At 41.3% G+C, this 12,949-nt stretch carries 15 protein-coding genes; 2 read left to right on the forward strand and 13 right to left on the reverse strand.

What is annotated here, in order from left to right; translation table 11 throughout:
* Positions 1-5: 5 nt before the first annotated feature.
* The 9 genes from rpsE to rpsT form a co-directional block, all read right to left on the reverse strand.
* Entirely contained in the window at positions 6-506 is a 501-nt protein-coding gene (gene rpsE, locus DDU33_RS02130) for a 30S ribosomal protein S5 (RefSeq protein WP_005625147.1), read from the reverse strand.
* A gap of 14 nt (positions 507-520) precedes the next feature.
* The gene (rplR, locus tag DDU33_RS02135; RefSeq protein ID WP_005818706.1) at positions 521-874 is read right to left on the reverse strand and encodes a 50S ribosomal protein L18; all 354 of its coding nucleotides are present in this window, start codon (positions 872-874) and stop codon (positions 521-523) included.
* 14 nt (positions 875-888) lie between these two features.
* Positions 889-1,422: a 50S ribosomal protein L6 gene (gene rplF, locus DDU33_RS02140; protein WP_005818703.1), complete on the reverse strand. Its 534-nt coding sequence runs from the start codon at positions 1,420-1,422 to the stop codon at positions 889-891.
* 16 nt (positions 1,423-1,438) lie between these two features.
* The gene (rpsH, locus tag DDU33_RS02145; RefSeq protein WP_005822398.1) at positions 1,439-1,831 is read right to left on the reverse strand and encodes a 30S ribosomal protein S8; all 393 of its coding nucleotides are present in this window, start codon (positions 1,829-1,831) and stop codon (positions 1,439-1,441) included.
* 36 nt (positions 1,832-1,867) lie between these two features.
* On the reverse strand, positions 1,868-2,173 hold the full coding sequence (gene rpsN / locus DDU33_RS02150) for a 30S ribosomal protein S14 (RefSeq protein WP_005708075.1): 306 nt from the start codon (positions 2,171-2,173) through the stop codon (positions 1,868-1,870).
* A gap of 11 nt (positions 2,174-2,184) precedes the next feature.
* Positions 2,185-2,724, reverse strand: a complete 540-nt coding sequence (rplE, locus tag DDU33_RS02155) for a 50S ribosomal protein L5 (RefSeq protein WP_005818698.1) — start codon at positions 2,722-2,724, stop codon at positions 2,185-2,187.
* A gap of 19 nt (positions 2,725-2,743) precedes the next feature.
* The gene (rplX, locus tag DDU33_RS02160; protein WP_005818696.1) at positions 2,744-3,055 is read right to left on the reverse strand and encodes a 50S ribosomal protein L24; all 312 of its coding nucleotides are present in this window, start codon (positions 3,053-3,055) and stop codon (positions 2,744-2,746) included.
* A 10-nt stretch (positions 3,056-3,065) separates the two neighbouring features.
* On the reverse strand, positions 3,066-3,437 hold the full coding sequence (gene rplN, locus DDU33_RS02165) for a 50S ribosomal protein L14 (protein WP_005619403.1): 372 nt from the start codon (positions 3,435-3,437) through the stop codon (positions 3,066-3,068).
* A gap of 198 nt (positions 3,438-3,635) precedes the next feature.
* Positions 3,636-3,899, reverse strand: coding sequence for a 30S ribosomal protein S20 (gene rpsT / locus DDU33_RS02170; RefSeq protein ID WP_005818694.1), 264 nt, complete (start codon positions 3,897-3,899; stop codon positions 3,636-3,638).
* Positions 3,900-4,153: 254 nt separating this feature from the next.
* Between rpsT and murJ the strand changes: the two genes are divergently transcribed.
* The gene (gene murJ, locus DDU33_RS02175; protein ID WP_108925224.1) at positions 4,154-5,722 is read left to right on the forward strand and encodes a murein biosynthesis integral membrane protein MurJ; all 1,569 of its coding nucleotides are present in this window, start codon (positions 4,154-4,156) and stop codon (positions 5,720-5,722) included.
* A 95-nt stretch (positions 5,723-5,817) separates the two neighbouring features.
* Here murJ and DDU33_RS02180 read toward each other — a convergent pair whose 3' ends face one another.
* Positions 5,818-7,140, reverse strand: coding sequence for an anti-phage deoxyguanosine triphosphatase (locus DDU33_RS02180; RefSeq protein ID WP_108922852.1), 1,323 nt, complete (start codon positions 7,138-7,140; stop codon positions 5,818-5,820).
* 115 nt (positions 7,141-7,255) lie between these two features.
* Between DDU33_RS02180 and recG the strand changes: the two genes are divergently transcribed.
* Positions 7,256-9,337, forward strand: a complete 2,082-nt coding sequence (gene recG / locus DDU33_RS02185) for an ATP-dependent DNA helicase RecG (protein ID WP_108922854.1) — start codon at positions 7,256-7,258, stop codon at positions 9,335-9,337.
* A gap of 37 nt (positions 9,338-9,374) precedes the next feature.
* Here recG and DDU33_RS02190 read toward each other — a convergent pair whose 3' ends face one another.
* From DDU33_RS02190 to DDU33_RS02200, 3 genes are all read right to left on the reverse strand, one after another.
* A complete protein-coding gene (locus tag DDU33_RS02190; protein WP_005818756.1) occupies positions 9,375-10,310 on the reverse strand; it encodes a KpsF/GutQ family sugar-phosphate isomerase in 936 nt (311 codons plus the stop codon).
* A gap of 141 nt (positions 10,311-10,451) precedes the next feature.
* On the reverse strand, positions 10,452-11,591 hold the full coding sequence (locus DDU33_RS02195; protein WP_005818754.1) for a glycerate kinase: 1,140 nt from the start codon (positions 11,589-11,591) through the stop codon (positions 10,452-10,454).
* Positions 11,592-11,600: 9 nt separating this feature from the next.
* Positions 11,601-12,863 (reverse strand): GntP family permease, encoded by a 1,263-nt coding sequence (locus tag DDU33_RS02200; RefSeq protein WP_005818753.1) that lies wholly within the window; start codon positions 12,861-12,863, stop codon positions 11,601-11,603.
* Positions 12,864-12,949 lie beyond the last annotated feature (86 nt).

Below are 12,949 nucleotides of genomic sequence, written 5' to 3' on the forward strand. Positions count from 1 at the left end.
TTCAATTACCCCAAAATTTCTTCAACGGTTTTACCACGTTTAGCAGCAACCATTTCAGGTGATTTCATATTTGCAAGTGCATCAATTGTTGCACGAACAACGTTAATTGGGTTGGTTGAACCGTATGCTTTTGAAAGTACGTTGTGAACACCAGCAACTTCTAATACTGCACGCATTGCACCACCTGCGATGATACCTGTACCTTCGCTAGCCGGTTGCATGAATACGCGTGAACCAGTGTGTGAACCTTTAACTGGGTGTTGTAATGTACCTTCATTTAAAGCTACATTGATCATATTGCGACGAGCTTTTTCCATCGCTTTTTGGATCGCTGCCGGAACTTCACGTGCTTTACCGTAACCAAAACCTACACGACCATTACCATCGCCCACTACTGTTAAAGCAGTGAAACTCATGATACGACCACCTTTTACGGTTTTAGACACACGGTTAACCGCGATTAGCTTCTCTTGCAGTTCACCAGCTTGTTTTTCGATGTTTGACATCTCAAATTCCTCTATTAGAACTGTAGACCAGCTTCACGAGCAGCGTCTGCTAATGCTTGCACACGACCGTGGTATTTGAAACCAGAACGATCAAATGCAACCGCTTGAATACCTTTAGCTAAAGCACGTTCTGCAACTAATTTACCAACTACTGCAGCTGCGTCTTTATTACCAGTGTATTTAACTTGCTCTTTAATTACTTTTTCAACAGTTGAAGCTGCTGCTAGTACTTCTGAGCCATTAGGTGCAATTACCTGCGCATAAATATGGCGAGGTGTGCGATGCACAACTAAACGTGTTGCACCTTGCTCTCTCATTAAATGACGTGCACGGGTTGCACGACGGATACGAGCTACTTTCTTATCCATAGTGTTACCTTACTTTACTTTTTCTTCGCTTCTTTAGTACGTACAACTTCATCAGCGTAACGTACACCTTTGCCTTTATAAGGCTCTGGACGGCGATATGCACGAATATCTGCTGCTACTTGGCCAATTAACTGTTTGTCCGCAGACTTAAGAATAATCTCAGTTTGTGATGGACATTCACCAGTTACGCCAGCTGGCAACGTATGTTCAACCGGGTGTGAGAAACCTAAACTTAAAGCAACTACGTTACCTTTCATTTGTGCTCTGTAACCAACACCGACTAATTGCAATTTCTTCGTAAAGCCTTCAGTAACACCGATAACCATAGCATTAACTAATGCACGTGCTGTACCAGCTTGTGCATCTGCATTCGTGATACCTTCACGAGGTGCAAACGTTAATGTATCAGCTTCGTATTTTACTTCAACTGCATTATGAATTTCGCGAGATAACTCGCCGTTTTTACCTTTTACTGTTAATAGCTGACCGTTCAAAGTTACTTGAACACCGGCAGGAACATTAACAGGTGCCTTTGCAACACGAGACATTTTTCCTACCTCTCTATTATGCTACGTAACAGATGATTTCACCGCCGAGGCCTGCTTGACGTGCAGCACGGTCGGTCATAACACCTTTTGATGTAGAAACAACAGCGATACCTAAACCACCCATTACTTTTGGTAACTCGTCTTTACCTTTGTAAATACGAAGACCAGGACGGCTTACGCGTTGGATACTTTCTACTACTGGTTTATTTTGGAAATATTTTAAAGTGATTTCCAACTCAGGTTTTGAACCTTCAACAACTTTGAAGCTCTCAACATAACCTTCTTCAGCTAAAACGCTTGCAATAGCAACTTTTAACTTAGATGAAGGCATACTGATTGCAACTTTATTCGCAGCTTGACCGTTACGAATACGGGTCAGCATATCTGCGATTGGATCTTGCATGCTCATGTATTTACTCCCATGATTCCAAATTAAAAGAGGTTATTACCAGCTTGCTTTCTTAAGGCCTGGAATTTCACCGCGCATTGCAGCTTCACGCACCTTAATACGGCTTAAACCAAACTTACGAAGTACACCGTGTGGACGACCAGTTTGGCGGCAACGGTTACGCTGACGAATTGGACTTGAATCGCGTGGAAGTGTTTGTAATTTTAACACTGCCGCCCAACGATCTTCGTCTGAAGAATTTACATCAGAAATAATTTTCTTTAATTCTTCACGTTTAGCGTAGAATTTATCAGCTAATTTCGCACGTTTTACATCACGTGCAATCATTGATTGTTTTGCCACGATAACCTACCTTATTTACGGAATGGGAAATTGAAAGCCGCTAATAAAGCTTGACCTTCTTCATCACTTTTCGCAGTTGTGGTAATAGTAATATCTAAACCACGTACACGATCTACTTTATCGTAGTCGATTTCTGGGAAAATGATTTGTTCACGAACACCCATACTGTAATTACCACGACCGTCGAAAGACTTCGCACTTAAACCGCGGAAGTCACGGATACGTGGAACAGCGATAGTAATCAATCTTTCAAAGAACTCCCACATGCGTTCGCCACGTAGAGTTACTTTACATCCGATTGGATATCCCTGACGGATTTTAAAGCCAGCAACTGATTTACGAGCTTTAGTAATTAAAGGTTTTTGACCGCTGATTGCTGTTAAATCTGCTACTGCGTTGTCTAACAGTTTTTTGTCGGTCAATGCTTCACCCACACCCATATTCAGGGTAATCTTTTCGATTCGTGGGACTTGCATGACAGATGAGTAGTTGAATTTTGCTTTTAATTCATTAACTACTGTATCTCTGTAGTAATCATGCAGTTTCGCCATCGCATTACTCCAGTTTTAATTAAATAATTTCATTATTAGATTTGAAGAAACGTACTTTTTTACCATCTTCGAATCTAAAACCTACACGGTCAGCTTTGTTTGTTTTCGGGTTGAAAATTGCAACGTTTGAACCATCGATTGCAGCTTCTTTTTTCACTAAGCCACCAGCTTTACCTAAAGCAGGAACTGGTTTTTCGTGTTTAGTGATGATGTTGATACCCTCAACAACTACTTTACCGTTTGGTAACACTTGAGTTACCTTACCACGCTTACCTTTATCTTTACCGGTAAGAACAATTACTTCATCATTTTGACGGATTTTAGCAGCCATTACATTCCCCTTACAGTACTTCTGGAGCTAAAGAGATGATCTTCATGAATTTCTCAGAACGAAGTTCACGAGTCACCGGTCCAAAAATACGAGTACCGATTGGTTGCTCAGTGTTATTGTTTAAAATTACACAAGCATTGCCATCGAAACGAATAACTGAGCCATCTGGGCGACGAACACCCTTCTTGGTGCGCACAACAACTGCTTTTAACACATCACCTTTTTTAACTTTACCGCGTGGAATTGCTTCTTTTACAGTAACTTTGATGATATCGCCAATAGCAGCGTAACGACGGTGCGATCCACCTAGAACCTTGATACACATTACGCTACGAGCCCCTGAGTTATCAGCAACATCCAGCATAGTCTGTTCTTGGATCATATTAGTGCTCCGTTAAATAAAAAAACACCCTTTCGGGACGAACCTGCTTGCCCTATGCAAACAGTCTGCAAAATATATCAAATTCAGGATAAGAAATCAACCTGATTTTTTCATTTCCTGCTCACTTTGCAAAAGCAAAAAAAGAGATGAAAAAAACCGACCAAGCGGTCGGTTTTCTTAAACATTTGCAAAATTCAATTATGCTAACGCTTTGATTTGTGCTGCTAATTTAGATTTGTGGTTAGCTGCTTTGTTAGCGTGAATTAAGCCTTTAGATGCCATACGGTCTACTACTTTTTGCATTTCAACGAAAGCTGCTTGTGAAGCTGCTTTATCGCCAGTTGCTACTGCTGCATATACTTTTTTGATGAAAGTACGCATCATTGAGCGTTGGCTTGCGTTATGTTGGCGGCGTTTTTCAGATTGAACCGCACGTTTTTTTGCTGACTTGATATTAGCCAAGGTCAAACTCCTAAGATATCTAGTGTTAAAAAATTAAAACATAAACTAATGTTTATGTTGCTATCGATAGTTTTTAATTCATTTTCAACGAGACACGTGCTTGAAAATAACACCGTTTTTCTACTAAAGAAAACGATAGGGCGAGATTTTAACAGTTTTTTTCTCATTTTCCTATAAAAAAACTGCTAAAATCTCGATCAATTTTTATGATCGTATGGCAAGCGGTCGATTTTCACTACTTTTTTGTAAATCTTATGAGTAAAAAACTTCTTAAATCCGGCATTTTAGTCAGCGGACTTACCCTTGTTTCCCGTATTTTAGGGTTAATTCGAGATATGATTGTGGCAAGTGTATTAGGCGCGGGGGCAATGTCCGATGTTTTCTTATTTGCAAACCGTATCCCTAATTTCTTACGGCGCCTTTTTGCCGAAGGCGCATTTTCTAAAGCCTTTGTACCCGTTTTAGCTGAATATAATGCAGACAACGATCTGAATAAAACACGTGAATTTGTTGCCAAAGTATCCGGTTCTTTGGGTGTTATTGTTTCTATTGTAACATTAGTTGCAATGGTCGGCTCTCCGGTTATTGCAGCTCTATTTGGTACAGGTTGGTTTGTCGATTGGCTCAATAACGGAGCAGAAGCCGAGAAATTTACCCAAGCCTCTTTTTTATTGAAAATTACCTTCCCCTACCTTTGGTTTATTACTTTTGTTGCCTTATCTGGCGCTGTACTAAATACATTAGGTAAATTCGGGGTAATGGCATTCTCGCCCGTACTACTCAACGTTGCCATTATTGCTATGGCACTTTTTGGTAGCGATTATTTCAGCAGTCCGGATATTGCCCTTGCGTGGGGGATTTTTTTAGGGGGCTTACTCCAATTTTTATTCCAAATCCCTTTTATGAAAAAAGCCGGCTTACTCGTTAAACCACGATGGGCGTGGAATGATGAAGGGGTTAAGAAAGTCAGAACATTGATGCTACCGGCATTATTTGGTGTTTCTGTTACCCAAATCAACTTACTGCTTAACCAGATTATCGCCAGTTTTTTAGTAACAGGCTCAATCACTTGGCTTTACTATTCCGACCGCCTCATTGAATTTCCATTAGGCATTTTTGGCATTGCTATTTCTACCGTGGTATTACCAACCCTTTCTCGTATTGCGAAGAAAAAAGACATTGATGAAAACCAGCGTAAAGTTGAATTCCAATCAACGATGGATTGGGGGGTCAGAATGGTACTCTTGCTGGGAATTCCAGCTATGATTGGGATTGCCATGCTTGCCCAGCCGATGATTATGACCATTTTTATGCGAGGTAAATTCGGGCTTTCTGATGTCATTGCTTCCAGTCATGCCTTGTGGATTATGTGCTTTGGTTTAAACAGCTATATGCTCATTAGTATTTTAGCCAACGGTTTTTATGCCAATCAAAATACCAAAACGCCGGTTAAAATCGGTTTAATTGCAACAGTAAGCAATATGTGCTTCGGTGTATTAGCTATTCCTTTCGGTTATTTAGGACTTGCAATGGCATCAGCACTTTCTGCCGCAGTGAATGCCGGCTTGCTTTACCGCCAGCTATCCAAACAAGCGATTTACCATATTTCACGCAAAACCGTCATTTTTGTGCTAAAACTATTAATTGCCGGACTAATAATGGGCGGGGTTGTTCATTACTTCTGCCCAGATTTACAAAGCTGGTATGCAATGAGTACACTATTAAAAGTGTATTGGTTGCTATGGTTAATTGTGCTTGCAGCAATCTGCTACTTTGCGATGCTGTTGATTTTAGGTGTCCGTAAACAAGATTTAAGAGGTTAATGCCTCCTATCTATAGGGGCTAATTACATTAGCCCCATTTCCTCAATAGTTGTTTTGGGGCAAATGTAATTTACCCATACAATATATCGCTATTCTTACAAACTCTGATACAACTTAAACGCTTGTCCGTCCGACATACTTGCTAAATAATCACAAATCACTCTCGGCTGATATTGCACCTCGGTTTGTATCCACCATTCTGCAACCGATTTAGGCAATAAGCGAGTAGGGTCGCAACTTAACATATCAAATAAATCCATTAAAATGCGTTGCCCTTTATATTCCACTCGCTGTGTTTTAACATCACAAATCACGTATTGATACACAAAGGTTTTCAGCACTTCCAATACCGCTTGCACCTCATCGGGTAAAATTGCATTAAAACGTAATAATGGCTCTTCAAAATTGGCGGTTTCTGCCCATTGTACATTCGTAACAAAATAATTAACCAGTGCACCAATCACATCTTTACGTTCATAACGGTGGCTAGAAAAGAGCTTTTGGCTTATCGTAGGTAACATTTTCTGCAACCAGACCGATTGGCATTGAGCCAGTGCTTGTTCTGCATTTTGCCAAGATTGCGGCGTAACCATTCCGCCTACAATCGCATCTTCTAAATCGTGTACGCCATAAGCAATATCATCGGCTAGTTCCATAATGCTGCAATCTAACGATTTATAACGTGTTTTATGTGGCTGTTGCGGATCTGAACTGACCTCAATTTGCTGAAATAATGCTTTATCTTCCGCTGAAAGCGGCTCCATTACCCACTCAAAAAAACGAGCGTCTTCCCGAAAAATCCCTTTACTTGTCTTTAGATCGTGCAAATTGATATAACGGCTATCGGGAATGTTTTTCGGATTTTGCGGCTTCGTGAGATCAATAAAAGTCGGGTATTTAATAATCCCCAGCAAAGTACGGCGTGTCAAATTCATTCCTGCATTCTGCGTATAAGGCTCTAATTGCGTTACAATCCGAAAAGATTGTGCATTCCCTTCAAAGCCCCCAAATGCTTGCATTTTATAATTCAACGCCATTTCGCCACCGTGTCCGAAAGGTGGATGACCAATATCGTGAGCGAAGCAGAGCGACTCCGTCAAACTACGAGAAGGCAATAAAGCGGTCAAATTTTCCTGAAATTTTGCAAATTGTGGTGCAGAACAGACCGCTTGAAAACCTATTTTATCTTCTGCTAATTTGGCTCGTAAACTGCTCCCAATTTGGGCAACTTCAAGAGAATGAGTTAAACGTGTTCGATAAAAATCGTCTTCGCCGACAGCGTGAATTTGCGTTTTTGCCTGCAAACAGCGAAACGCCTCTGAATGTAATATCCGCCCCCGATCTCGTTGAAACGGCGAACGGTGATCTTGTTCCCGAGGTGTATCCGCTAAAAAACGTGCTTGCCAAACCGATTTCATTTTGTCCTCCTCGCTATAATTTAGGCTATAGCTATAATTTAGGCTATAGCTATAATTTAGGCTATAATAACTGATAATTTTTACAAGCGGTTATTTTTCAGAAAAACTTTACCTTATGAGCAATCAACTTTTAGACGGTGTGCCTCTAACTGCCCTCTCGGGGGTCGGTGCCGCCATTGCGGAAAAATTAGGAAGAATTGGCATTCACAATGTACAAGATTTGCTTTTTCATCTGCCAATGCGATATGAAGATCGGACACGTATTACGCCGATAGCCGACATTCGCCCGGAAAGTTTTGCCACCATTGAAGGTTATGTCCAACTCGCTGAAGTGCAATTTGGACGCCGCCCGATTTTATCGGTCACGCTATCCGATGGCACAAGCAAAATTATGCTCAAGTTTTTCAATTTCAATGCCGGTATGAAAAATAGCTTTGCTACGGGTGTTCGTGTGAAAGCCTTTGGGGAGATCAAACGTGGACGCTTTATGGCAGAAATCCACCACCCCGAATATCAAATTATTCGCAATAATCAACCGCTTGAACTCGCTGAAACCTTAACACCGATTTATTCTACGACTGAAGGCTTAAAGCAAGCCTCGTTACGTAAACTTACCGAACAAGCCTTGGCGGTGCTGAATAATGTACAAGTGGCAGAGTTGTTACCCAATGAATACAACCCTCATCAATATAGTTTGAAAGAGGCGCTTCAACTTTTGCACCGTCCACCACCATCTATTACGCCCGAAATGCTCGAAAAAGGCGAACATCCGGCACAAAAGCGGTTGATTTTTGAAGAGTTGCTAGCACACAACCTTGCAATGCAACAACTTCGCTTAGGCGTAAAACAGCAATTTGCCGAGCCACTTCACTATCAAACAGATTTAAAAAGCCGTTTTTTAGCCGCTTTACCGTTTCAACCGACCCAAGCACAAAGCCGAGTCACGGCGGATATTGAACGTGATCTTGCTCAACATTCTCCAATGATGCGTTTGGTTCAGGGCGATGTAGGTTCGGGCAAAACATTAGTTGCGGCTCTTGCGGCACTGTTAGCCATTGATAATGGTAAACAGGTGGCGTTAATGGCACCGACTGAAATTTTAGCGGAACAGCACGCCAATAACTTTGCCAACTGGCTACGTCCTTTTGGTATTGAAGTAGGCTGGTTAGCTGGAAAAGTGAAAGGAAAAGCCCGTAATGCCCAATTAGAAGCCATTAAAAACGGCGATGTTCAAATGATTATCGGCACCCACGCTCTCTTTCAGGAAAATGTTGAATTTCACGATCTTGCTCTTGTGATTATTGATGAGCAACACCGTTTTGGGGTACATCAACGTTTAACGCTCCGTGAAAAAGGGGCGAAAGGTGATGTTTATCCGCACCAATTGATTATGACCGCAACGCCAATTCCTCGAACCTTGGCGATGACGGTTTATGCGGATTTAGATACCTCGATTATTGATGAACTACCACCGGGACGTACGCCGATTACCACCGTTGTTATCTCAGAGGAGAGACGGGCAGAGATTGTCCAACGGGTTTATCAGGCGTGTAAAAACGAAAAACGACAAGCCTACTGGGTGTGTACTTTAATTGATGAGTCCGAAGTTCTGGAGGCACAAGCCGCTGCTGCAATTGCCGAAGATCTACAACGAGCCCTACCGGATTTACGGATTGGATTAGTCCACGGACGAATGAAACCACAAGAAAAGCAAGCCATTATGGCTGAATTTAAAGCGGCAAATTTAGATTTATTGGTCGCAACAACCGTGATCGAGGTCGGGGTCGATGTGCCTAACGCAAGTTTGATGATTATTGAAAACTCCGAACGCTTAGGCTTAGCACAACTTCATCAGTTACGTGGACGTGTCGGGCGAGGTTCGACTGCCTCACATTGCGTACTAATGTATAAACCACCGCTCGGCAAAATTTCCAGCAAACGCTTACAAGTGATGCGTGATAGTCAAGACGGTTTCTACATTGCTGAAAAAGATTTAGAAATTCGAGGCACCGGCGAAATTCTAGGCACAAAACAAACGGGAATGGCGGAATTTAAAGTCGCGGACTTAATGCGAGATCGCAAAATGATCCCATTAGTGCAACGTTACGCCAAGCAAATTATTGTAGAAAATCCACCGCTTGCAGAAGCACTTATTAAACGCTGGTTAAATGATAAGACGGAATATACGAACGCTTAAAAAGAAAAGTCGGGAAATCCCGACTTTGTCCTTTAATTTAGCTTGAGAATTCAATCAATCCGCTGACTTTACCATGATCGTCTAATGCAATCAGAGAGTGAATATGCAATGCTTTCATCTGCTCTTCGGCCTTCGCTAAGAAGGTGGAATCCTTAATGGTTTTTGGATTGCGTGTCATAATTTGCTCTGCCGTTTTATTCAAACTTTCCGCCCCAAATTTTGCCAATGCTCGGCGAATATCGCCATCGGTAATAATGCCTTCAAGTTGATCGCCTTGCATAATGACCGCAACGCCCATTCTACCCTCATTCATCACAGATAAACATTCACTAAAACTGGTTGATGGAGACGTAATAGGTACTTTTGGATTCATCACATCACGTACACGGCAAAGCAATTTACGTCCTAAACTGCCGCCCGGATGGAATCGTGCAAAATCCTCTGCTCGGAAGTTGCGAGCATTAATTAACGCAATCGCTAAAGCATCCCCTAACGCCATTGTGACTAAGGTTGAAGTAGTCGGGGCAAGATTATTTGGGCAAGCTTCACGTTCTACATTGATATTCAACACAATATCAGCGTGCTTCCCTAACGTAGAATGAGGATTACCGGTCATCGCAATAATTTTATTGCCGAACCCTTTTAAACTCGGGATAAGTTTATTGACATCATCCGTTTCTCCGCTATTTGAGATTAAAATCACGATATCAATAGCTTTCAACATCCCCAAATCGCCGTGGAAAGCTTCTGTCGGGTGTAAGAAAAAACTTGGCGTGCCTGTTGAGGCCAACGTTGCCACCATTTTTTTACCCACTAAACCAGACTTACCAATCCCAGCAACGACAACCCGTCCTTCACAGTTTAAAATCATTTCGACCGCCTGATTGAATTCTTCATCAAGACGTTGATTTAAACGCTCTATTTCATAAGCGTAGCGAGTAAGCGTTTCTTTTGCACTGGTTAAATAATTCATTTGTCTTCTCCAGAGAGAAATTTTGCGGGCATTATATCCTATTTTTAAGGAAATCATATCAATAACAAGCGGTTGAATTTATTAAATCTTTTACATATAAAAAATCCCAAACGCTTCCGTTTGGGATTAAAAGCAAAGAAACTAAAGCTTTAACGATAACTTCAGTAAACGAGCCACGTTTTCTGCACTTGAAGTCAAATTCTCTTGACCTTTTGCTAAGGTTTCCGAAAGTGGGCCTAAGTTACGAATAATAGGGAATACCGCATCAATACCATGCTGATACACAACTTGGTAATCTTCTCTCAAGCAACCTACGATAGCAATAACCGGTTTTGCAAATTGTTTTGCGGTTCTTGCTACGCCTACGGGCGTTTTACCCGCAATACTTTGAGCATCCATTCGCCCCTCTCCTGTAATAACTAAATCCGCATCTTTTACATGTTCAGCTAATTTGGTTGCCTCAATAATAATCTGTACACCCGCTTTAAGTTGCGCATTTGGGAGTAATAATAAACCGCCCCCCATTCCACCTGCAGCTCCAGCGCCCGCTTTATCTAAAATACGAATTCCTAGTAGCTCTTCAACCTTACGAGCAAAATGCGCTAATCCATTATCTAACTCAACCACCATAGAAGGTGTAGCTCCTTTTTGTGGACCAAATACCGCAGAAGCCCCGATAGAACCACACAGTGGATTATTAACATCACATGCCACTTCAAGCACTATTTGTGATAAACGCGGATCTATTTTATCTGTTGCAATTGTTTCAATTTGAGCTAAAGCGCCACCACCCCATTGAATTTCTTGACCTTGAGAATCCAAAAAAGACATTCCTAGAGCTTGTAGCATACCAACGCCCCCATCATTGGTTGCACTACCACCAATACCAAGCAAGATTTTTTTTACGCCTAAATCAAGGGCTTTCTTAATCAATTCTCCCGTACCATAACTGGTCGTTTTAAGCGGATTACGTGCTTCCGGTGGTACTAAGTGTAGCCCTGAGGCAGCAGCCATCTCAATAAAAGCTGTTTGTTTATCACCGGAAATGCCTAAAAATCCCATAACTTGATTGCCTAAAGGAGCCGTCACATTTACTTCAATGAGTTCACCATGAGTCGCATCGACAAGAGACTGAACTGAACCTTCTCCACCATCTGCCATCGGTACTTTGACATATTCCGCATTCGGATAAATTTGTTTAAACCCTACTTCAATTGCATTCGCAACTTCTAGTGCAGTAAGACTTTCTTTAAAAGAATCTGGGGCAATAACAATCTTCATTTTTTACTCCTAAAATAAACCAAACACACCAAAAATTAAGGTAGAAATTACTGTCATGATGAAACCAATTGCAGTTTCATATGGAATAAGTTTTAAACGCTCACGAATATCCATATTTACGCTTCCGCCTGTTGCATGGAAGAAAGAGCCGTGAGGCATATGATCAAATACAGTTGCCCCTGCATGAATCATTGCGGCTCCTGCTAATGCGGAAACACCCAACTCTAATAGTGTTGCACTAAATACATTAGAAGCTACAACTGTACCTGCCGTTGTAGAAGCTGTTGCAAGCGACATTAATGACCCTGAAATAGGTGCTAATAAATAAGATGGTAAGCCTGAAGCTGTAAGCGCTTCAATCAAGACGTCTTTTAAACCAGAATTAGCAATAATACCTGCCAACGCTCCCGTGCCTAATAACATAATGGCAACTGGAGACATCTTAAGCAAACCTGATGTTGCAAATTGATTTATTTGCTTAATTTTACCCATTACTATTGCGCCAACTAAACCACCTAGAGGCAATGCAATTAACGGATCGACTTTAATATCTGCAATAGGACGGAGTGCTAATAAGATAATGGCACATAACGGCGCAGAAACAGCAGGCAAGAAAGCGGGTAAATTTTCGCTACGATTTACAGAAATTTCTGCATCAACCACTTTTGAACCTTTATTGATCAGTTTTTTTGCTAAAAAATAAGTTAAAACTAAGCCAAACAATGCTGGAATAATTCCTGCAGCCATTACTGAAGTTAAAGGAAGATGAAATGCGTCTGATGCTGCAATCGCATTTGGATTTGGAGACATAATATTTCCAGCCTTACCTCCTCCAATCATTGCTAATAAAATAGCGGGTTTAGAGAGATCTCCTCGTTTTGCTAAAGCAAGAGCAATTGGTGATACTGTAATAACTGCTACATCAACAAACACGCCAACTGTCGTCAAAATCATGGTAGAAATAACGAGAGCCAATAAAGCTCGTGTCTCACCTAACCGTTTTACGATGGTTTCAGCTATCGTATTCGCTGCGCCAGATTCAATTAACACACCAGCTAAAACGCCTGCTGCTAAAATTCTCATAACTGCCGTAGTAATATTTTGAGCACCTCCAATCATCAAACTAACGGTTTCAGATACATTGGCACCACCAACCAACCCACCTATCAATGCGCCAATCAACATCCCGTAAGCAGGTGGTACTTTTTTCAGAATCAAAATAATGGCAACAGAGAGAGCAGTAATTGCCCCTAAAGCTGTAATCGTAACCATAACAAGCTCCTTAATAATTAAATTAGATGAAACGTATTATGATCATTTCTTTTTAAAACGCTTTAGATAAAAAGACAAAAAAGTGA

This window comes from Actinobacillus porcitonsillarum (assembly GCF_003101015.1).
Lineage (GTDB): Bacteria > Pseudomonadota > Gammaproteobacteria > Enterobacterales > Pasteurellaceae > Haemophilus_A > Haemophilus_A porcitonsillarum.

Excerpts from the sequence above, each read along its gene's own strand:
- murJ (WP_108925224.1), top strand. The coding sequence starts at position 4,154 with ATGAGTAAAAAACTTCTTAAATCCGGCATTTTAGTCAGCGGACTTACC.
- DDU33_RS02180 (WP_108922852.1), bottom strand. The coding sequence starts at position 7,140 with ATGAAATCGGTTTGGCAAGCACGTTTTTTAGCGGATACACCTCGGGAA.
- recG (WP_108922854.1), top strand. The coding sequence starts at position 7,256 with ATGAGCAATCAACTTTTAGACGGTGTGCCTCTAACTGCCCTCTCGGGG.
- rpsH (WP_005822398.1), bottom strand. The coding sequence starts at position 1,831 with ATGAGCATGCAAGATCCAATCGCAGATATGCTGACCCGTATTCGTAAC.
- rpsE (WP_005625147.1), bottom strand. The coding sequence starts at position 506 with ATGTCAAACATCGAAAAACAAGCTGGTGAACTGCAAGAGAAGCTAATC.
- rplF (WP_005818703.1), bottom strand. The coding sequence starts at position 1,422 with ATGTCTCGTGTTGCAAAGGCACCTGTTAATGTTCCTGCCGGTGTTCAA.
- DDU33_RS02200 (WP_005818753.1), bottom strand. The coding sequence starts at position 12,863 with ATGGTTACGATTACAGCTTTAGGGGCAATTACTGCTCTCTCTGTTGCC.
- rplX (WP_005818696.1), bottom strand. The coding sequence starts at position 3,055 with ATGGCTGCTAAAATCCGTCAAAATGATGAAGTAATTGTTCTTACCGGT.
- rplN (WP_005619403.1), bottom strand. The coding sequence starts at position 3,437 with ATGATCCAAGAACAGACTATGCTGGATGTTGCTGATAACTCAGGGGCT.
- rplR (WP_005818706.1), bottom strand. The coding sequence starts at position 874 with ATGGATAAGAAAGTAGCTCGTATCCGTCGTGCAACCCGTGCACGTCAT.
- rplE (WP_005818698.1), bottom strand. The coding sequence starts at position 2,724 with ATGGCGAAACTGCATGATTACTACAGAGATACAGTAGTTAATGAATTA.
- DDU33_RS02195 (WP_005818754.1), bottom strand. The coding sequence starts at position 11,591 with ATGAAGATTGTTATTGCCCCAGATTCTTTTAAAGAAAGTCTTACTGCA.
- DDU33_RS02190 (WP_005818756.1), bottom strand. The coding sequence starts at position 10,310 with ATGAATTATTTAACCAGTGCAAAAGAAACGCTTACTCGCTACGCTTAT.